General features: G+C 70.1%; 16 protein-coding genes and 1 pseudogene. 9 read left to right on the top strand and 8 right to left on the bottom strand.

All coding sequences use genetic code 11. The annotated features are described in order from the left end of the window. The first annotated feature begins 96 nt into the window (after nt 1-96). The gene (locus tag ABZ454_RS32965) at nt 97-228 is read left to right on the top strand and encodes a hypothetical protein (protein WP_359543280.1); all 132 of its coding nucleotides are present in this window, start codon (nt 97-99) and stop codon (nt 226-228) included. Nucleotides 229-246: 18 nt separating this feature from the next. Here the strand turns inward: ABZ454_RS32965 and ABZ454_RS32970 are convergent, their stop codons facing one another. From ABZ454_RS32970 to ABZ454_RS33000, 7 genes and pseudogenes are all read right to left on the bottom strand, one after another. Then, nucleotides 247-684, bottom strand: a complete 438-nt coding sequence (locus ABZ454_RS32970) for a nuclear transport factor 2 family protein (RefSeq protein ID WP_359543281.1) — start codon at nt 682-684, stop codon at nt 247-249. A gap of 219 nt (nt 685-903) precedes the next feature. Next, a pseudogene (locus ABZ454_RS32975) lies at nt 904-1,035 on the bottom strand (TetR/AcrR family transcriptional regulator); the annotation flags it as partial. Nucleotides 1,036-1,184: 149 nt separating this feature from the next. Next, on the bottom strand, nt 1,185-2,795 hold the full coding sequence (locus ABZ454_RS32980) for an acyl-CoA dehydrogenase family protein (RefSeq protein ID WP_359543282.1): 1,611 nt from the start codon (nt 2,793-2,795) through the stop codon (nt 1,185-1,187). Further along, nucleotides 2,792-4,015, bottom strand: a complete 1,224-nt coding sequence (locus ABZ454_RS32985; RefSeq protein ID WP_359543283.1) for an acetyl-CoA C-acetyltransferase — start codon at nt 4,013-4,015, stop codon at nt 2,792-2,794. The genes ABZ454_RS32980 and ABZ454_RS32985 overlap by 4 nt, the downstream gene beginning before the upstream one ends. Nucleotides 4,016-4,079: 64 nt before the next feature. Then, nucleotides 4,080-4,820: a 3-oxoacyl-ACP reductase FabG gene (fabG, locus tag ABZ454_RS32990; RefSeq protein ID WP_359543284.1), complete on the bottom strand. Its 741-nt coding sequence runs from the start codon at nt 4,818-4,820 to the stop codon at nt 4,080-4,082. 8 nt (nt 4,821-4,828) lie between these two features. Further along, nucleotides 4,829-4,969, bottom strand: a complete 141-nt coding sequence (locus ABZ454_RS32995) for a hypothetical protein (protein ID WP_359543285.1) — start codon at nt 4,967-4,969, stop codon at nt 4,829-4,831. 108 nt (nt 4,970-5,077) lie between these two features. Next, the gene (locus tag ABZ454_RS33000) at nt 5,078-6,223 is read right to left on the bottom strand and encodes an acyl-CoA dehydrogenase family protein (RefSeq protein ID WP_359543286.1); all 1,146 of its coding nucleotides are present in this window, start codon (nt 6,221-6,223) and stop codon (nt 5,078-5,080) included. Nucleotides 6,224-7,099: 876 nt separating this feature from the next. Between ABZ454_RS33000 and ABZ454_RS33005 the strand changes: the two genes are divergently transcribed. The 6 genes from ABZ454_RS33005 (at nt 7,100) to ABZ454_RS33030 (ending at nt 14,266) form a co-directional block, all read left to right on the top strand. Beyond that, the gene (locus ABZ454_RS33005; protein ID WP_359543287.1) at nt 7,100-8,008 is read left to right on the top strand and encodes a LysR family transcriptional regulator; all 909 of its coding nucleotides are present in this window, start codon (nt 7,100-7,102) and stop codon (nt 8,006-8,008) included. 380 nt (nt 8,009-8,388) lie between these two features. Then, on the top strand, nt 8,389-9,033 hold the full coding sequence (locus ABZ454_RS33010) for a TetR/AcrR family transcriptional regulator (protein ID WP_359543288.1): 645 nt from the start codon (nt 8,389-8,391) through the stop codon (nt 9,031-9,033). Between the two features lie 307 nt (nt 9,034-9,340). After that, entirely contained in the window at nt 9,341-11,086 is a 1,746-nt protein-coding gene (locus ABZ454_RS33015) for a CocE/NonD family hydrolase (protein WP_359543289.1), read from the top strand. Then, complete coding sequence (locus ABZ454_RS33020) at nt 11,083-12,726, top strand: AMP-binding protein (RefSeq protein WP_359543290.1); 1,644 nt, start codon at nt 11,083-11,085, stop codon at nt 12,724-12,726. Before ABZ454_RS33015 ends, ABZ454_RS33020 begins: the two co-directional genes overlap by 4 nt. Continuing rightward, nucleotides 12,723-13,511 (top strand): enoyl-CoA hydratase/isomerase family protein, encoded by a 789-nt coding sequence (locus ABZ454_RS33025; protein WP_359543291.1) that lies wholly within the window; start codon nt 12,723-12,725, stop codon nt 13,509-13,511. The genes ABZ454_RS33020 and ABZ454_RS33025 overlap by 4 nt, the downstream gene beginning before the upstream one ends. Further along, on the top strand, nt 13,508-14,266 hold the full coding sequence (locus ABZ454_RS33030; RefSeq protein WP_359543292.1) for an SDR family NAD(P)-dependent oxidoreductase: 759 nt from the start codon (nt 13,508-13,510) through the stop codon (nt 14,264-14,266). The genes ABZ454_RS33025 and ABZ454_RS33030 overlap by 4 nt, the downstream gene beginning before the upstream one ends. Before the next feature lie 273 nt (nt 14,267-14,539). On the opposite strand, the gene ABZ454_RS33035 is transcribed toward ABZ454_RS33030, so the two are convergent. Further along, on the bottom strand, nt 14,540-15,550 hold the full coding sequence (locus ABZ454_RS33035; RefSeq protein WP_359543293.1) for a LacI family DNA-binding transcriptional regulator: 1,011 nt from the start codon (nt 15,548-15,550) through the stop codon (nt 14,540-14,542). Nucleotides 15,551-15,717: 167 nt separating this feature from the next. On the opposite strand from ABZ454_RS33035, the gene ABZ454_RS33040 reads away from it, so the two are divergent. Together ABZ454_RS33040 and ABZ454_RS33045 are read left to right on the top strand one after the other, a co-directional pair. Continuing rightward, the gene (locus tag ABZ454_RS33040; RefSeq protein WP_359543294.1) at nt 15,718-17,010 is read left to right on the top strand and encodes an MFS transporter; all 1,293 of its coding nucleotides are present in this window, start codon (nt 15,718-15,720) and stop codon (nt 17,008-17,010) included. Nucleotides 17,011-17,115: 105 nt separating this feature from the next. Beyond that, nucleotides 17,116-19,608 carry a glycoside hydrolase family 3 C-terminal domain-containing protein gene (locus ABZ454_RS33045; RefSeq protein WP_359543295.1) on the top strand — a complete coding sequence of 831 codons (2,493 nt, stop codon included), beginning with the start codon at nt 17,116-17,118 and terminating at the stop codon, nt 19,606-19,608. Nucleotides 19,609-19,722 lie beyond the last annotated feature (114 nt).

Raw genomic sequence — 19,722 nt, forward strand, 5'->3', positions numbered from 1 at the left:
GGTGCACCCCGCCCGCCGGCTGTGGGAACAGTGGGTGAGCGCCATCCGGGGATGCGAGGAGGAAGGCCTGAGCCGGCCCGACGACGTCGAGGCCGCATGCTCTTGTGGTCCGCGCTCCTCGGTCGCTTCGCGCTGTACAGCTCGACCTTCGGACGGCACGACGAAGAGGAGATCACGGCGTTCGTCGACAGCAGCGTCGACGCGGTCCTGCGCGCCGGGAACCGGTGACCGGGACAGAGGCCGGTCTCAGTCACCGGTCCGGCCACCGCGCATCTGTGCCTCAAGTCCGCGCAGGTTGAGGTACATGCGCTCGCAGACCAGATCGGGCCCGTCGAACTCGTAGACCGCGATGGCGGGGAAGTCCACCTCGGCGCCGGTCGGTGGGATGCCGGCGTAATCGCCGTCGTGCCGGCCCACGATGCGGTACTCGACGATCACCGCGTTGTCAGCGTGGTGGATCGACGTGCCGACATACGTGATCGACGGGAGTGACGCGCGGAAGCCGCGGATGAACTCGTGGACCTGCGCGGATCCTTCGATCACGCCGCCCTCCACCGCCCGCAGGTCGTACTTCGGGTGGGTGAACGTGTGCAGAGCCGTCTCCGCGTCCTGCGCGTTCTCGGCTTCGATGTGCTTGACGACGAGCTCGTGCCGGTGCTTGCGCAGATCTTCGCTGATGGTCACGGCCGGTTCCCTCCGGGTTCCTGGTCGGTGCCGCACGAAACATGTCCCGGGCGCCGTGGGCTGGGCAGCCCTCATACACCTTTCTACGACACATCGCCCAATTAAGCTAGATGATTGCGCGGATTACTGGGAGTTGAGCTGCCCGACACCGACACCGCAGCCCTACTGTCCGGAGGTGACAGGTACGGCCGCATGAGGGACTCCGGCAAGGTCCCGGGCTCACCCGTTGAACGGTTTCACCGGACCGACGTCAACGCCGGGCAACCTCCAGGCAGTGAGGGCTCGGTGTTCCCGTTCCTTACGAGAGGGCCCGGCGACCGTGCCGGAGACCATGGCGAGGGCCACCACGATGCCGCACTGTGGCGAGGCCGAGGTACTCGCGGCGGTGCCGATGCCATGCGGATGCTTTCGATGCGGCGCCGTGCAGGGGCGACGGCACCTGGGCGAAGGGGCCTCGCGTCCCTCCGGGGTGGCGGTGAGTTGTCCGGATGGCACGACCTTCAGCGGGTCCCGGTGCTTCCGCCCTTGCCCAGCTGCCGGGCGATCACTCGAAGGGCGAGCACTTCGTCCGCGCCCTCGAAGATCGACAGGACTCGGGCGTCGACGAAGAGGCGCGAGACGGTGTACTCCTCGGCGTAGCCGTAGCCGCCGTGCAATTGCTGGGCCTCGCGGGTGACCCACTCGGCGGACCGGCAGGCCAGCTGTTTGACCTGGGCCGCTGCCAGGACGCCGTCGCCCGCCGCGATGGCCCGGGCCGCGGCGGCGGTGAAGGCGCGGCACGCTGCGATGTGGGCGGCCATACGGGCCAGCTTGGTCCGGGTGAGCTGGAAGGAGGTGAGGGGGTGGCCGAAGACGGGGCGTTGTGCCGCATGGTCGGCGGCGAGTTCCAGGGCCGACTGCATGACGCCGACAGCGCGGGCGGCGGTCTGCAGGCGGGCGTTGGCGAAGGCCTGCATCTGGAGGTAGAAGCCGCGGCCCAGGCCCTCGTCGAGGCCGACGAGGTTGTCCGCCGGCACCCGCCAGTTGTCGAAGTTGACCTCGAAGGAGTGCATGCCGCGGTAGCCGAGGGTATGGATCGCACGGCCCGTCGCTGATCCGCCTCCGTCCTGCGCGATGTCCCACTCGCGGCCGGGAAACGACGGCTTCTCGACCACGAGCAGGGACAGGCCGCGGTGGGCCGCCGCCCGGTCCGGATGCGTACGGGCCAGAACCAGCAGGTAATGGGCGCGCCCAGCGAAGGTGCACCAGGTCTTCACACCGTTCAGGACCCAGTCGTCGCCGTCGCGGACAGCAGTGGTGGTGATGCCGCCGACGTCCGAACCGTGGTTCGGCTCGGTGACCGCGACGCCGCACAGCCGCTCGCCGCTTGCTATCCGCGGCAGCCAACGCCGACGCTGCTCCTCGGTGCCACCGCGCGCGATCGCCGTACCGATGATCTCGGGCCGGGTGATCAGTGAGCCCGCGGCGCCGAGCGAGGCCCGCGACAGTTCCTCCGTCACCACGACCATGCCGAGCAGTTCGTCGTCGCCGCCATCGGCGAAGCCGCCGTACTCCGCCGGGATCGAAAGCCCGAAGCAGCCCATCTCGGACAGGCCGTCGAGGATCGACTCCGGAATGTCCTCGTCGTGCCGGTGGATGCCGTCGGCCACCGGCTTCACCTTGGCCTCGGCGAAGTCGCGGAACGTGGAGCGCACCAGTTGCAGTTCGTCGGAGAGATGACCCGGGGCAGCCTCGCCACCGGCAGCCAGGACCCGGTCGGCGACGGCGTCCAGGAATTCCGGGGCGCGCCCGGCGGCGATGTGTTCGCAGGCTCCGTCGAGCGCCGACGTGGCCGTGCCCCACAGGAGTTCACGACCCACCAGTCGGCCCGCGAGATCGGCAGCTGTGTCGGCGGCGAAGAGCAGAGCGAGGTCTGCCTCGGCCTCGCTGTGCGGGCCCCGGTCGACGAGATGGCGGGAGGCGGCGACCGCCGAGGACATCGACGCGATGTCATAGGGAACGGTCTGGTCGTCCTCGCTCGCCGGTGCTCCGGCGAGGCGAGCGGCGGCCTTGCCGATGACCCCCTCGAGCGCCTCGACGATCGCCACCGCACGGGAAAGGGAGTCCGTCACGACGCAACCCGCTCGAAGACCGCGGCCAGCCCCTGGCCGCCACCGATGCACATCGTCTCCAGGCCGAACCGGGCCTCGCGGCGGTGGAGTTCGCGGGAGAGGGTGGCGAGCATGCGGACACCGGTGGCTCCGACCGGGTGGCCGAGCGAGATGCCGGAGCCGTGCACATTGGTGCGTTCCAGGTCCTTCTCACCGAACCCCCACTCCCGCATCACGGCGAGCGCCTGCGCGGCGAAGGCCTCGTTCAGCTCGATCAAGTCCACGTCGGCGAGAGTGAGGCCGGCCCGGTCGAGGGCGACGGCGCTGGCCGGGACCGGCCCGATGCCCATGGTCCGCGGGGGTACCCCCGCCACGCCCCAGGAGACCAGGCGCGCGAGGGGGCGCAGGCCCAGCTGCTCGGCGCGCTCGGGGGTGGTGACGACACACATGGCCGCCGCGTCGTTCTGTCCGCTGGCGTTGCCGGCGGTGACGGTGGCCTCCGGATCCGAGTGGCGCAGGATCGGCCGGAGGCGAGCGAGCGACTCCAAGGAGGTGTCGGCGCGGGGATGTTCGTCGGTGTCGATGACTACGGGCTCGTCGCCACGCCGCTTCCCGGGCACCGCCACCGGAACGATTTCCTCGGCGAGGATCCCGTCCGCCTGCGCCTGGACGGCACGCTGGTGCGAGGCGAGAGCAAGGCGGTCCTGCTCCTCACGGCTGATGGAGTAGTCCCGGCGCAGGTTCTCCGCTGTCTCCAACATGCCGCCCGGCACCGGGTAGGCGCGGCCGCCGGCGGTGGATCGGGCGCGCGCGAGACCGTCGTGCAGTTGGATGGCAGCGCCCTTGGCGCCCCATCGCATGTCGGTCGAGTAGAACGCGGCATTGCTCATGGACTCGGTTCCGCCGGCTACGACGACCTCGTGTGCACCGGTCTGCACCTGCTGGGCTGCGTACAACACGGCCTGGAGCCCCGAGCCGCAGCGACGGTCGAGGTGGAGGCCGGGCACGTGGACGGGCAGGCCCGCGTCGAGGGCGACGACGCGGCCGATGGCAGGGGCCTCGCTGTTGCCGTTGCAGTGGCCGAGGATGACGTCCTCGATGACCTCAGGGCTGAGACCGGTACGTTCGATGAGCCCTTTCAGGGCGGCGACGCCGAGGTCCACGGCGGTCAGCGACGTGAACATGCCGCCGTAGCGGCCGATGGGCGTGCGGACGGGTTCACAGACGACGGCTTCACGCACGGGGCGCTCCTTACGGGTGATGGGTTACGGGTGTACGGATCGGGAGTCGAGCCCATGGGCCGGCTCACATGAACCTGCCACCCGTCACCTCCAGTACGGTGCCTGTCATGAACGAGGAGAGGTCCGAGGCGAGGAAGAGGGCCACGGAGGCGACCTCCTCGACCTCGCCGGCTCGGCGCATCGGGATCTCGGCCATCTTCTGGTCCCAGGCCTTCCGGGGCATGGCTTCGGTCATGGCGCTGCGGATCAGGCCGGGCTGGATGGCGTTGACGCGCACGCCGTGGTGGGCCAACTCCTTGGCGGCGGCCTTCGACAGACCGACGATGCCGGCCTTCGCGGCGGAGTAGTTGGTCTGCCCGACCATGCCGACCTTGCCGGACAGCGAGGAGATGTTCACGATCGCGCCGTGCCTCTGCTCGCGCATCACGGCGGCGGCCTTGCGGGTGCCGTTCCAGGTCCCCTTGAGGTGCACGTCGATGACCTGGTCGAACTCGTCCTCGGTCATGGTGCGCATGGTGGCATCGCGCGTGATGCCGGCGTTGTTGACCATGATGTCGAGGGAGCCGAAGGTGTCGATCGCGGCCTGGATCAGCGCGTCCACCTGGGCGGCCTCGGTGATGTCGCAGCGTACGGCGTGGGCGACGGAGGAGCTGCCAAGCTCTGCGGCAGCGGCTTCAGCGAGTTCCAGGTTGAGGTCGCCGAGCACGACCCTCGCCCCTTCGCGCACGTACGCCTCGGCTATGGCGAGCCCGATGCCCTGGGCGCCGCCGGTGATGACTGCGGTCTTGTCGGCCAGTAGTGCCATGAGTGCCTTCAACTTTCAGTGAACGACGGGTACGGGATGTGGGGTGAGGCCGGCCGGTCGACGCCCGCCTCGCCGAGCTTCTCCCACTCAGGTTTCGACAAGCCGAGGGCGGTGCGGTTGGCGTCGGCGCTCAGTCGGGCCGGCGTCATCCCGCCGAGTGAGCGGGCCGCGTGCGTCGTCAATCCGCAGGCCATCCAGGGGGCGGCCGAGGGTGCGGTTGCGGACCGGTCCCTCGCCTCGTGCACCCGCGGGCACGGTCATGGCCGGGCCGTCCGCAGGAGCTGCTTGGCGATGATGACCTTCTGGATCTCGCTGGTGCCCTCGTAGATGCGGAAGAGCCGGGCGTCGCGGAAGCAGCGCTCGACGACGGTGCCGCGCATGTACCCCATGCCGCCGTGGATCTGTACGGCGAGGTCGGCGGCCTTGGAGACCATCTCGGAGCAGAACAGCTTGGCGGCCGAAGGGCGGATTCTGCGGTCCTCGCCGGAGTCGTACTTCTCGGCGGCGTCCACGACCATGGCCCGGCCCGCGAGCACACCTGTCTGGATCTCGGCGAGCATCCCCTGCACGAGCTGGAACTCGCCGATGGGCCGGCCTCCCTGCCTGCTGCTCGCCGCGTGGGCGACGGACTCCTCCAGGATCCGCTCGGCCATCCCGACGCACAGCGCCGCGATGTGCACACGGCCGCGTACGAGGGACTGCATGGCCGTGCCGAACCCCGCACCCTCCTCGCCGCCGACGAGCGCGGAGTCGTCGACCCGTACGTCGTCGAAGAACACCTCGGCGGTCCAGGCGCCGGCCTGCCCGGTCTTGGCGTCCTTCGGGCCGACCGTGACGCCCGGAAGACCGGCCTCCACGAGGAATACGGAGATGCCCTTCGTCCCGGACGCCTCCTCGTCGGTGCGCGCGAACACCACGAACAGGTCCGCGAGCGGGGCGTTGGTGATGAACCGCTTGCTCCCGTTGAGGACATAGCCGTCGCCCGCCCGGACGGCGCGCGTCGTCAGGCCCGACGGGTCGGAGCCTGCCTCCGCCTCGGTCAGCGCGAACGACGCGACGGCGCCCGCGGCGAGCCGGGGCAGCCAGTGCCTCTTCTGCTCCTCGGTGCCCGCGTTGTCGAGAACCTTGCCCGCGATGCCGTTGTTGGTGCCGAACATCGAGCGGAACGCGGGCGTCGTGTACCCGAACTCGAAGGTGAGCCGCACGTCTTCGGACAGGCTCGCTCCGAGGCCCCCGAATGCCTCCGGCAGCGTGTACCCGAACAGCCCCATCTCGACGGCCTTTCGGCGGACGTCCGCCGGGATGGCGTCCGTCTTCTCGATCTCGTCCTCGCGCGGGACGACGTCATCCCGTACGAGGGTGCGGACGGCGGCGACGACCGCCTCGAACTCCTCGGCTTCCATCGTGCATCTCCCTTCCAGGCAAGTCAGGTGTGGTCTGTCGGATCGGCCAGAGCGTCCACGGCCACGGCGCCCTCGCGCGCCGCGGCAAGCAGCAGCGGGTTGACGTCCAGCTCCGCGAGCCCGTCCGCGAGATCAGCGGCCGGCCAGGACAGGCGGGCGGGCTCCGCCGGACACGGAAAGCGACCTCGGCGAAGCCCGAGGCGCCCAGCGTGGCGGCGGGGATGCCGCGCCGACCGCAGGGCGGACGGCGGCGGCGCACTGCTCGGACGACAGGTTGGTCGTGGCCAGGTCGATGTCACCGTCGATCTCGGCCAGGTCGCGGTATGCGGGGGAGGCCCTGCACTTGTTCGCGATGGGCGTTCACCGGCAGGATCCGGCCGGCGATTCCGAATCGCCTGAGGTGGCCGACCGGCCGCCCCGACAGCTTGGCCGGGGTGTCGGAGGCGCCCAGGATCGCGAGGGAGAGAGGGCGCAGAGGGGCGTCGTGAGCGCTTCGGGTATTTCGGGTGTTCGGGGCGTCGTCGGTGTGGGGGAGGGCTGCGTGCTGTTGCACGGTGACTCCTCAGGTCGTGACACGAAGTGCGCATGGGTGCGCTCGATCGAAACGCCCACGTCGCCCGCCGTGAACGCGGCAGACCACTCCCGCTCCGGCCCCTCCGGTCGGTTGTGGGCGGCCCCGTCCGGGCGCGAGGAGAGGAACTCCATGGACCGACAGAGCGATCAAGCCCATGGCGAAAGCTATGTCGGTGGACTGGTTTCGTCTAACACCAATCATCCGTACCGTTGATTCGGCAGCGCGACATTATCGAGGGTGACCTGTGGAGACGTGCCAGGAATGGCGCGGCTCCGCAGAGTTGGCCCAGGACAGGAGCTCACGTGGAGTTGCGGCATCTGCAGTCGTTCGTGACGGTCGCGGAGGAGCTCAACTTCCGCAGGGCGGCCGAGCGGTTGCGTATCTCGCAGCCGCCCCTGTCGCAGCAGATAAAACGGTTGGAGCACGAGGTCGGGGTGCCGCTGTTGCGTCGCACGACGCGGCGGGTGGCACTCACGGTGGCGGGCGAGGCGTTCCTCGCGGAGGCGCGGCGGGCCCTGCGGGCGGCACAGGAGGCACCGTTGGCGGCCCGTCGGGCGGCGAGCGGGCAGACCGGCGTGGTGCGGCTCGGGTTCAGCGGACCCACCTCCCACGAGGTGTTGATTGTGATGACCCGGAAGTTCCGAGAACGCCGCCCGCGCGTCCGGCTCGAGATCCACGGGCCGGTGTTCGGCGGCGAGTTGGTCACCCGGCTCACCGACAACGAGATCGACGCGGGTTTGATGCGGTTGCCGGTAGAGGGAACCGGCATCCAGGCTCGTGAACTGACCCGGCACAGCATGGTGGTGGCGCTCCCGGCGGGGCACCGGCTGGCATCGCGGACGGAGGTCGGCCTGGCCGACCTCCGGGACGAGCCCGTCGTCAGCCACCCCACGAACCGGGGGGCGGGCATCGTGGCACTGATCCACAGCGCCTACCTGGTGCACGGGGCGAGCCCACGCATCGTCCAGGAGGCGCCCGACACCCACACGATCCTGACGCTGGTCGGCGCGGGCGTCGGCATCGGCTTCGTACCGTCCTCCGCCGGCCACCTCAAGGTCCCCGGCGTGGTCCTCGTCCCCGCGCGCGACATCCCGCCTCTGCCACTGGCCCTGGCTTGGCGCGCGGCCGACCCGAATCCGGCGCTGCATGCCCTGATCGATTTGGCGGACGAGATCGCGGCGGACTGTGAGGCGGGTGCGACGAGTTGTTGACCGGGTGTGTGACCGGCGCTGCGGACGTATCGGGAGAGCGGGCGGCGCATCCGGTACGGGTTGGCCATGGGCGTGGGACGACACGGGCGTCGTCGAGACCCCTGCGCCCCATGGGATCGCCAGTCGCCATGATCCGCAGCGTGTCTGTGTCCTTGCCGGCTCAGGTGCGGTGGCTTCCTGTCCTGCACGAACCACGGGGCTCGCGAACCCAGTGCCTTCGCCTGCGGCCCGGCCGCGAGGGGAGCGGCGGTCGGGCCGGCCAACCCTGGCTTCTCGGCCGTCTTGACCACCGCGTCGCTCCCCTTTCGCTGGAGTGAGCGCCCGCCGCGAACCCCCACGGTGTTGCTCGTCTTCGCGAGGCAGCGGGTCATACTGGGCTGGTGAACTCAGGGGTGCGCGCAGCCGGGCAGGGGTCAGTACGTCGTCGACGGGTCGATCAGGACCGCCGCGCGGGACTGCTCAGAGAGCTCGAGGGGCTGGTGCTCGCGGAGGGGTTCACGTCGTTGAGCATGGATGACCTGGCCCAGCGTCTGCGTTGCTCCAAGGCCACGCTCTACAGCGTCGCGGGGAGCAAGGAGCAGCTCGTGACCGCGCTGACCAAGGGATTCTTCCGGCAGGCCACCGAACAGATCGAAAGCGCGGTGCAGGCGGAGACGGACCCTCGGCAGCGTATCCCCGCCTACCTGTCGGGCGTGGGCGAGGCGATGAGCCGGTGCTCCGCGGCCTTCTACAGCGACATGGTTGCCTTCGCGCCGACCGCGGAGATCTACCACGTGAACTCCCAGGCGGCCGCCCGGCGCGTACGTGAGCTGATCGCCGCGGGCGTCGAACAGGGCGCCCTGCGTTCCATCGACGGCACCTTCGCCGGGCACCTGGTGGCACTGGCGATCGAGGGCGTGCAGTCGGGCGTGCTGCTGCGCAGCACCGGACTGACGGCCGGCCAGGCGTACGGGGAGATGGCGGATCTGCTGTTGCATGGCCTCAGCGTGCCTGCGACGCCAGGGAACGCGCCGCAGCAGGATTGAGCGGCGCGGTCCGCTCCTCAGCCGCGAATGCCAGGGGGTCCGCGCCGAGCTGCCGCTCCAGGACGGTGAGTTGATGGCGCAGGCGGGGATCTGCACGTCCTTGTCGCGGTCGACCATCGTCAGCACTCGCACCGCGTGGTGCTCCTGAGCTCCTGAACCGCATGGATGACGTTGCCAGGAAGGGACGGAGCCGGTGCAGCCGAAGCACCGAAGGGCGCCGCCTTCTCCTGGTAATTGACAGGGTACGAAAGTACCTCCTAGCGTACCCATGTTCCAGGTCACGCCGTCAGCTCAACGAGGAGCCTCGATGCAGCACCTGTACGAGATGGATGTTCGCGTCCCGATGCGTGACGGTGTGGCGCTGGCCGCCAACGTGTGGCATCCCGCCGAGGGGGAGGCGCCGACGCTCCTCGTGCGCCTGCCGTACGGCAAGGACATGATGGGCACCGCCTCCGAGATCATGCCGAACATCCTGGCTCTGCTAGGGGCCGGCTACGCGCTGGTCATGCAGGACTGCCGGGGCACGAACCGCTCGGAAGGCGAGTTCGTCCCGCATGCGGCCGACCGGGCGGACGGCGAGGACACCGTCGCCTGGGTCGCTGACCAGCCATGGTCGGACGGCACGGTAGGCATGTACGGGGCGTCCTACCTCGGGATGGTCCAGTGGGAAGCCGCCGCGACCGGCGCCCCCGCCCTCAAGGCGATCGCGCCGACCTTCACCTCGATCGACAACTACGAGGCGCCCTGGTACTCACCGGGCGGTGCGCTCTCACTGAGCCTGGTCACGTCGTGGAGCGCCATGATGTACGCGGCTCACGCCCAGCGGTGCCTGGCGGCCGGCGAGGACACCGCGTCCCAGCTGCAGCAGCTTGGTCGGGCGGCACTGTTTCCCGAACCCCTCAACGATGTGCTGCCGACGGCAGACGTCCCGGTCCTGGCGGCCTACGGGAAGTGGTGGGACGACTGGATGGCCCACCCCTCCCACGACCGGTACTGGGACGCCATGGAGCTCACGCCCGAACTCAAGAACGTCACCGTCCCGGCTCTGAACATCGGCGGCTGGTACGACCTCTACATCGGTCAGACGCTGCGCACCTACACCACCACCCGCCAGAAGGCCGGCAGCGCGCAGGCGCGAGAGGGGCAGCGGCTGATCATCGGTCCGTGGGATCACACCTCCGCGAGCGGCGTCTATCGCGACCGCTCCTTCGGCCCGCTGGCCGGCGCCCGGATGGCGGGCATGACCGACCTCCACGTGAAGTTCTTCGACCGCTGGCTCCGCGGAGACACCACCGCTCTGGATGGCGTCGCGCCGGTGAAGATCTTCGTGATGGGCATCGACCAGTGGCGCGACGAGCAGGAGTGGCCGCTGCCCGACACGAGGTGGACCGACTTCCACCTCACGAGCACCGGTCCCGCGAACACCGCTGACGGCGGCGGGACGTTGACGATCCATCCACCGAGCGATGCCGGGCACGAGACCTACCTCTACGATCCGCGCCGCCCGGTTCCGTCGGCCGGCGGGGCGTGCATGCCGACGACGCCGGGGTTCTGCGGTCCGGTCGATCAGCGCACGGTCGCCGCCCGCGAGGACGTCCTGTGCTTCGCGAGCCCCGTACTGGACGAGGCCGTCGAGGTCACCGGTCCGGTCAGCCTGACCCTCTACGTCTCCTCCTCGGCGGTGGACACCGACTTCACCGCCAAGCTCGTCGACGTCTTCCCCGACGGCAAGGCGATCAACCTGTGCGACGGCATCCTGCGCACCCGCTACCGGGGCGGCCTCGCCGCGGAAGAATTGATGGTGCCCGGCACGGTCCACGAGATCGCCATCGACATGGCAGGCACGTCCAACGTCTTCCTGCCCGGTCACCGCATCCGCGTGGACGTCTCCAGTAGCAACTTCCCCCGCTACGACCGTAATACCAACACCGGCGGCGTCATCGCCCGCGAGGGCGAGGAGCAGATGATTCCCGCGATCAACCACATCCACCACGGGCCGAACCACTCCAGCCGCCTGGTGCTGCCGATCATCGACCGGAAGCACCGGTCGTGAGCGCCGCCGACCGAGTCCGCGAACTGACCGCGACCTTCGCGGCACCTTCCCTCGACGTGGCCGGGCTGCTGTGTGACCGGCAGCCCGCGGACCGTGTGGCGTTCACCGTGGTCGACGGCGCCGGGAAGGCTTCCACGCTGACCTTCGGCGAGCTCGCCGCGGACTCGCACCGCTGCGCGCGGGCGCTCCAGCGGCTCGGGGTCGGTCCGGGTGACAGGGTGGCGACCCTGATGGGCAAGGGTGCCGACCTGGTCACGGTCATCCTGGCGATCTGGCGGCTCGGCGCGGTCTACGTCCCGCTGTTCACGGCGTTCGCGCCCCAGGCCATCGCCCTGCGCCTGGAGGGCGCGGGCGCGCACGTGGTGGTCGTCGCCCCGGACCAGCGCCACAAACTCGATCCCGGCCCGGACATGCCGGACGACCCTCGGCTACGCGTCGTCGTCACCGGAACCGACGCGTCGCGCGGTGACGCCTCGCTGGCCCGCCTCGTCGCGGGTGCGTCGCCCGAGCCGGTGCCCGCCGCCACCACGAGCGGGGACGGACCGCTGGTGCACATGTTCACCTCCGGCACCACCGGCAAGCCCAAGGGGGTCGTCCACCCGGTCTCCTACATCGCCGGCTGGCAGGTCTACCTGGAGTACGCCCTGGGTGTCACCCCAGGCAGCAGCTACTGGTGCGCCGCCGATCCGGGATGGGCCTACGGGCTGTACTCCGGCATCGTCGCCCCGATGGCCGCCGGAGTCCCCAGCCTGCTGCTGTCCGGCGGGTTCTCCGCCGAGACGACCTGGCGCACCCTCGTCGACCATCAGGTCACCGACTTCACCGCCGCCCCGACCGTGTACCGGGGACTGCGCTCCTCGTCGGTGCCGGTGCCGCGCGGGCTGCGGCTGGAGCGGGCGTCCAGCGCGGGGGAGCCCCTGACCCCCGAGGTCAACGAGTGGGCCGGACCCGCGCTCGGCCTGGCCGTGCACGACCACTTCGGACAGACCGAGGTCGGGATGCCCCTGGCCAACCACCACCATCGTGAACTCGCCCGTCCGCTCAAGACGGGGTCGATGGGACGGCCGGTGCCCGGATGGAGCCTCACCGTGCTGGCCGACGACAAGGACGAGCCCGCCGGGCCGGGCGTGCTCGGCCGGGTCGCGATCGATGTCGCGGCGAGCCCGCTGATGACCTTCCGTGACTACCAGATCCCCGGGCAGAGCGCCTCCAAGTTCACCCGCGACGGCCGTTGGTATCTGACGGGCGACGCCGGACGCGTGGAAGCCGACGGCGACTTCTTCTTCTCCTCCCGCGACGACGACGTCATCATCATGGCCGGTTACCGGATCGGGCCGTTCGAGATCGAGAGCGTCCTCGCCCAGCACCCCGCTGTCGCCGAGTGCAGCGTCATCGGCGCACCCGACGACGTCCGAGGTGAGGTCATCGAGGCATACGTCGTCACCCGCGACGGCGTCGACGGCTCACCGGAACTGGCCGCGGATCTGCAGCAGTTGGTCAAGACCCGATACGCCGCCTACGCCTACCCACGCTCGATCCACTTCATCGACACCCTGCCCAAGACCCCCAGCGGCAAGACCCAGCGCTACCTGCTGCGCAACCGACGCCGCAGCGAACTTTCCAGCAGAGAGACACAGTGACCGACACGAACCCCCTGACCGTCGAGCAACGCGGCACCGTCCGGTGGCTGCGGCTCAACCGTCCGGAGCGGCGCAACGCCCTCGACGCCGCTCTCATCGATGCCCTGAACAAGCAGATCACCAGCGCCGAGGAGGACCCCGGCACAGCGGTCATCGCCGTGGCGGGCAACGGGCCGAGCTTCTGTGCCGGCGGGGACTTCCACGCATTCCTGGAACTACACGATCGCGGCGCGAACCCGGTCGACTTCTTGACCGACGTGTCGGCCTGCTTCAGCCGCATCGCGGCGAGCCCCAAGCCATGGGTCGCCGTTTTGCACGGTCACGCCGTCGCCGGGGGCCTCGAACTCGCGCTGGTCTGCGATGTCGTCGTCGCCGCCGACACCACGCTCATCGGCGACGGCCACCTCAACCGGCGGCTGGTACCGGCCGGCGGGTCAAGCGTCCGGCTCCCCGGGGCGGTCGGACGCGGCCTGTCGCGCCGGCTCCTGCTCACCGGCGAACTGCTGCCCGCGACCTCGTTCGCGAGCACCGGCTGGATCCAGGCGATCGTGCCCGAGGCCGACCTCGACGCCACCGCCACGCGCATCTGCCAGCAGTTGGCCGACCGTAGCGGCCCCGCTCAGCAACGGCTCAAGTCGCTGCTGAACCGGATTGACGGTGTCGCTCCCGAACAGGCTCTGCGTGAGGAACTGGCCACTTTCGCCGACAACTGGTCGGCGAGCTCGGTGGCCGACGCCCTGCGGGTCTTCCTGGCTCCCCGAACCACGAAAGCAGACACCGAGTGAACCGCTACCAGGGGCGCGTCGTCGCCATCACCGGAGCCGCACAAGGCCTCGGCCTCGCCATGGCCACCAGGTTCGCCGCGGAGGGCGCCACCGTCGCGCTCGCCGACGTGAACGAACAGGCCCTCACGGACGCCGTCGAGACCATCCCCAGTGCCCACGACGCGCAACACCGCGCCGACGTGGTGGACGTGACCGACTCCGCTCAGGTCAATGACTGGATCACCGGCATCACCGCTGACCTCAGCCGCCTCGACGTCCTCGTCAACAACGCCGGAATCATCCGCGACAACCGCATCGAGGACATCACCGACGACGACTGGCACGCCGTCATCGACGTCAGCCTCACCGGCGGCTTCCACTGCGCCCGCGCCGCGTTCGGCCCCATGAAACGCCAGGGCTACGGACGCATCGTGAGTTTCTCCTCCATGTCATGGCGCGGGAACTTCGGCCAGACCAACTACGTGGCGGCCAAGGCCGGCATCGTCGGCATGACCCGCACCCTCGCCCTTGAGGGCGCCCGCCACGGCATCACCGCCAACGCCATCGCCCCCGGCCTCATCGAGACCCCGATGCTCGCCTCCATGAACGGTCCCGCACGCGACAAACTCACCGCAAAGGTGCCCATGCGCCACACCGGCAGGCCCGAGGACATCGCCGAAGCCGCGGCCTTCCTCGCCAGCGAGGCAGCGGGCTACATCACCGGCGTCGTCCTTGACGTGGACGGCGGCATCTCCATCGGATCCTCCATCCGGTAACCGCGAGCCCCGCGAACGAGTGGCCCGTCAGGGGCATACGTCGAGGAGATCACCAGGCCGACCCGGTTCGCAGATGCGTGGGCACAAGCCGGCGCGAACGGCGCCTCTTCGACCGCGACCCTCAGCAGGGCGGCTCCCTGCCGACCCTGTCCGCGGCGGCGCAGCAGACCGGGGGCGGCGAGTTCCACGTGCATTCCCCGCGCTCGACGTTCCTCCGGCCGGGGCGTCCCCGTAGGTGGCCCGGCGATCAGCTACGTCCGGCCGCGCACGACGTCATGACGTCCCGCGGCGTACGACGCTCGGGCGGCTCAGCAGGTGCGGATCCGCGGGCGAGGCCGCCGCGGGTATCCCGAGCAGGGTGAGGGTGGCGAGGAGGAACCGGTCGGCCAGACCCTCGGCGTCGATCGTGACGGACGACAGCGCGGGACGGAGATACCGTGCGACCGGCAGATCGTCGGCACCCACGAGCGCCATGTCGCCGGGAAAGGACAGCCCCCGGTCGCTCAGCACGCTATGGAGCAGCGCGCCGTACTCATCGTTGTAGGTGAACACCGCGGTGGGGCCCCCGGGACGAGTCAGCGCATCGGCTACTTGTGCCGCCCCCTCCGGTGTCTGCTCCACCAGAACCGCCTCCACCTGCGCCCCCGCGGCTGCGGCCACCTCTTGCATGCCCTCGAAGCGGCGGCGCGCCAGAGGTTCGAGATCCCCTGCGGGCACGAGGGCCGCGAGACGTCGATGCCCCGTCGCACACAGGTGGCCGGCTGCGGCGGCTCCGATCTGCCGTTGGTCGACGATGAGCGTCTCGGCCAGGGGGGAGGGCTGCTCAGCGGTGAGGAGGACGTGAGTACCGGCGCTGCGAAGGAGAGCGACCGAAGCCTTGGTGCAGCGATCGGCGGACACGAGCACCGCGGCGGGACGCTGCTCCGCCCACAGCCGGGCACCGGGCATACCAGACGCGTCACGGTCCGCGTGCAGGAGAAGGGTGAAGCCCCTGCTCTGCAGCTGGGTGGAGAGTCTTTCTATGACCCTGTCCATCGCGGGACCCAGGGGAAAGCGGGGGAGCGGCATCAGAATCAGCCGGCTCATGCCGGCGCGCAGTTGCCGGGCCTGGGCGTTGGGCGCGTAACCGAGCTCCGCCACTGCGGCCAGCACACGGTCGCGGGTGGCGGCCGGGATCCGCGAGTCCGGGACCTCGTTGAGGACCAGGGAGACCGTCGCGCGCGAGACACCGGCCGCGCGAGCGACATCCGCGCTGGTGGGTGACCGCTTGGTCTTCGCCTCCATGGTGCTGACACCTCCGCCTCCTGCGGCCGCGCCGCCTCGCACCGGATTCTATCCGGGTCTTCCCATTGCAGCTAGCACGTGTCAGCATGCGGAGATGCTTTCACGTGTCAGCAGATGATTCTCCGCGCACGTGCAGAAGCCCCCATTCACGTGACAACGAGGTCGACATGATCATTTCCAGCTCCGGTGAGGCTGCCGAAGTCCCTGCCGCGGATCTTGGAAAACCGGCCGTGGGCGGGCCGGGGCGAGCACCCGGGCAGCGTCGTCTGCTGGGCGGTCTCCTGGCGAGCAGCGCGAGTCTCTACGCCGTCTACGGCGCGGTGCCCGCTGTTCTCCTCGCCAATCTGGTCGCCGAGGTCGACCCCGACGGCAGGACCACCTCGCTCGGCGTGATCAGCGCCGTGGGCGCCGTCGGGGCCATGCTCGCCAACCCGATCGTGGGTGCCCTGTCCGACCGCACACGCAGCCGTTTCGGGCGGCGTACGCCCTGGATGGCCGCCGGAGCCCTGCTCGGGGGACTGGCTCTCATCGCAGTCGGAACCGGGAACAGCCTGCTCTGGATCGCGGTCGCCTGGACCCTGGCGCAGGTCTGTCTCAACGGCCTGCAGGCTCCGCTGACCGCCGTCGTCCCCGACCGCACCCCCGAGCACCGCCGCGGGCTGTTCTCCTCGGTCGCGGGTCTTGCCCAGATGATCGGTGCGACCGGCGGCACTGCGCTCGCCGCAGCCTTCGCGGAGCGGCTCGGCGTCGGTTTCGCCGTCTTCGGCGTACTCGTCATCGCCGGCACCGCCGTGTTCGTCCTGCTCAACCCGGAGAGCTCCACCGCCGGCATGGAAGTCCAACCGTTCCGGTGGAAGCCGTTCCTGTCGGGCTTCTGGGTGAGCCCGCGCCGCCACCCCGACTTCGCCTGGGCCTTCCTCGGCCGGTTCCTGATGATCCTCGGGTACTACTGCGTCACCTCGTACCAGCTGTACATCCTGGAGGACCACATCGGGCTGAGTCGTGACCGTGCCAACGACCTGGTGCCGTTGCTGAGCCTCGCCATGCTGCCCGCCATGATCGTGACGATCGTCGTCGCGGGTCCCGTGTCCGACCGGATCGGCCGACGCAAGCCCTTGGTGGTCCTTGCCTCGATCGGCATGGCTGCCGCTCTCGTGCTGCCGCTCGTGTTCCGTTCCGAGGGGAGCATGTTCGCCTTCGCGGTCATCTCGGGCGCGGCATTCGGTGCCTACATGGCCGTGGACACCGCCCTGATGACTCAGGTGCTGCCCGACCCCGACGACGCGGCCAAGGACCTGGGTGTCCTGAACATCGCGAACGTCGCTCCCCAGGCCGTCGCCCCGGCTGTCGCTGCGGCAGTCATCTCCCTGCTCGGCGGCTACCGACCGCTGTTCGTCGTGGCGATCGTCCTGGTCCTTGCCGGCGCGCTCAGCGTGCTGCCGATCCGCAAGGTCCGCTGACCGTCCCCGCCTGCCTCGGGCCGGGCCTGTCGGCCCGAGGACCCGCACACGTGCCCCGCCCCCGGACTGCGGCAGCACGCCCCCACCTCTTAAGGAGAGAGAACCATGCAGGAGCATCCCCAGGCCGAAGGGCTCGAGATCCGCGTCGAGCAAGTGCTGTCGGAGCTGAACCTTGACGACAAGGTCCGGCTTCTCACCGGCGAGGCCGTGTGGAGCACCCACGCCGAGCCGGCGGTCGGGCTGCGCCGTATGGTCCTCTCGGACGGACCGGCCGGTGTGCGCGGTGAGGCGTGGGACGAGCGGGACACGTCGGCCAACCTGCCCTCACCCACTGCTCTCGCCGCCACCTGGAACGAGGAACTGATCCGCAAGCTGGGCGGGTTCCTGGCTGTCGAAGCTCGCCGCAAAGGGGTGGACATTCTCCTCGGGCCCACGGTCAACCTGCACCGCAGCCCGCTGGGCGGCCGTCACTTCGAGTGCTTCTCCGAGGACCCGCTGCTCACCGCGCGCATCGGCGCCGCCTATGTCACGGGAGTACAGGAGGCCGGAGTCGCGGCCACCCCGAAGCACTTCGTCGCCAACGACTCCGAGAGTGAGCGTATGACCGTCGATGTGCACATCGACGAGCGCACCCTGCGCGAGCTCTACCTCGCCCCGTTCGAGAACATCGTCGCCGACGCCGGCCCCTGGCTCGTCATGGCCGCCTACAACTCCGTCAACGGGCCCACCATGACCGAGAACCCCTTGATCGACGATGTGCTCAAGAAGGAATGGGGCTTCGACGGCGCCGTCGTGTCCGACTGGACCGCCGTCCGCTCCACGGAAGCCGCCGGAGCAGCGGGAACCGACTTCGCCATGCCCGGACCGGCAGGCCCCTGGGGGGACGCCCTGGCCGCTGCCGTCCGCGAGGGGCGCGTGCCTCAGAGCGCGATCGATGAGAAGGTGCGCCGGCTGCTGCGGCTGGCAGGCCGGGTCGGGGCACTCGAAGGAGTCGCCCCGGCCGCCCTCGCCCCGGTGCCGATGCCGGACGCCGCCGTCGCCGCCCTGCTGCGCGAGGCCGCCGCCATGGGGACGGTGCTGCTCCGCAACGAGGACAGCATGCTTCCGCTGGATACCTCGGTCGTGCGTAAGGTCGCCGTCATCGGCCCCAACGCCGCCCAGGCCCGCACGCAGGGCGGAGGCAGCGCCACCGTCAATCCGCCTTACACCGTGTCGCCGCTCGAGGGCATCACCGACGCCTTGTCCGCCTGCGGGGTGGAGGTCGTCCATACACCGGGTGTCCACGGCAGCGAAGAGCTCGCGCCCGTGACCACCGAGCAGGTCACCGATCCCGTCAGCGGCATGCCCGGGTTGCGCGTCCGTTTCCTGGACGAACGCGGAGAGGAGCTCCTCAGCGAGCACCGCACCAGCGGCCGCCTGATCTACTTCGGCGTCCCGGAGCTCGAGCAGGCCGAAACGGTGGAGGTGACCGCCCGGTTGCGGACCCGGGAAAACGGCCTTCACAGGATCGGCTTCGCAGGTTCCGGAGCGATGAGCCTGGAGGTCGACGGAGCCGTCGTCCTGGACGAGGACGTGGCCCTGGTGACCGGGGACCCGGTCGAGGCGTTCCTCAACCCGCCGCAGCGCTGGGCGGAGGTGGAGCTGAAGGCCGGGCAGGACGTGTCCTACCGCCTGGTTCACACACGCCCGGCCGACGGCTCCGCCCCCCTGCCCGCCCTTTCCCTGACAGCCGGCTGGCGCGCACCGCGCCGGTCCGCCGGCGCCGAACTCGCACATGCCACCGAGTTGGCGGCATCGGCCGACGCGGTGGTGCTCGTCGTCGGCACCGACGAACAGGTGGAGTCCGAAGGATTCGACCGCACCACACTCGCCCTTCCTGGCGGTCAGGACGAACTCGTCGAGCGCATCCTGGAGGTCAACCCGCGCACAGTCATCGCCGTCAATTCCGGCGGGCCGGTGCTCATGCCCTGGTCGGACCGGGCCGCTGCAGTCCTGCTGACCTGGTTCCCGGGGCAGGAGTGCGGCAACGCCCTGGCAGACATCCTGCTGGGGGAGCGTGAGCCGGGCGGCAGGCTGCCCACCACCTGGCCCCGCCTGCAGCAGGATGTTCCGGTCCTCGACGTCACTCCGGTCGATGGGGTGCTTCCCTACCGAGAGGGCATCCACGTCGGCCATCGGGCGTGGCTGCGCGGCGACGTCCAGCCGGCGTACTGGTTCGGCCACGGTCTCGGGTACACCAGCTGGTCCTACGACGCACTGACCGTGAGCGAAGGCGGCGAGGACGGCTTCGATCTGCTGGTCGACGTCACCAACACGGGCGCCCGCCCCGGCCGGGAGGTGGTGCAGGTCTATCTCAGCCGCCCTCGTTCCGCCGTGGAGCGGCCGGTGCGTTGGCTCGCCGGCTTCGCCGAGGCCACCGCCGACCCCGGGGAAACGGTCCAGGTGCGTGTCTCCTTGCCACCGCGGGTCTTCGCCCACTGGTCGGTCGAGCAGGGCGTCTGGCAGGTGGAATCAGGGCTCTTCGGCGTCCATGTGGGTTCCTCGGCCGCTCTTCTGCCCCTTGAGGACGAGATCCGCCTTCTCGCGACCGCGGACTGACCGTTCATCTGAGCGCGGGTGGCAGCGAAACGAGAGCAGCCGGTCTCCGGCGCACCCGCGGGTGCGCCGGGGTACCGCGGGGAAGGTGGTGGGGGGGGCACCCCAGTTGTTATC

Source organism: Streptomyces sp. NPDC005803 (assembly GCF_040630435.1).
Taxonomy (GTDB): domain Bacteria; phylum Actinomycetota; class Actinomycetes; order Streptomycetales; family Streptomycetaceae; genus Streptomyces.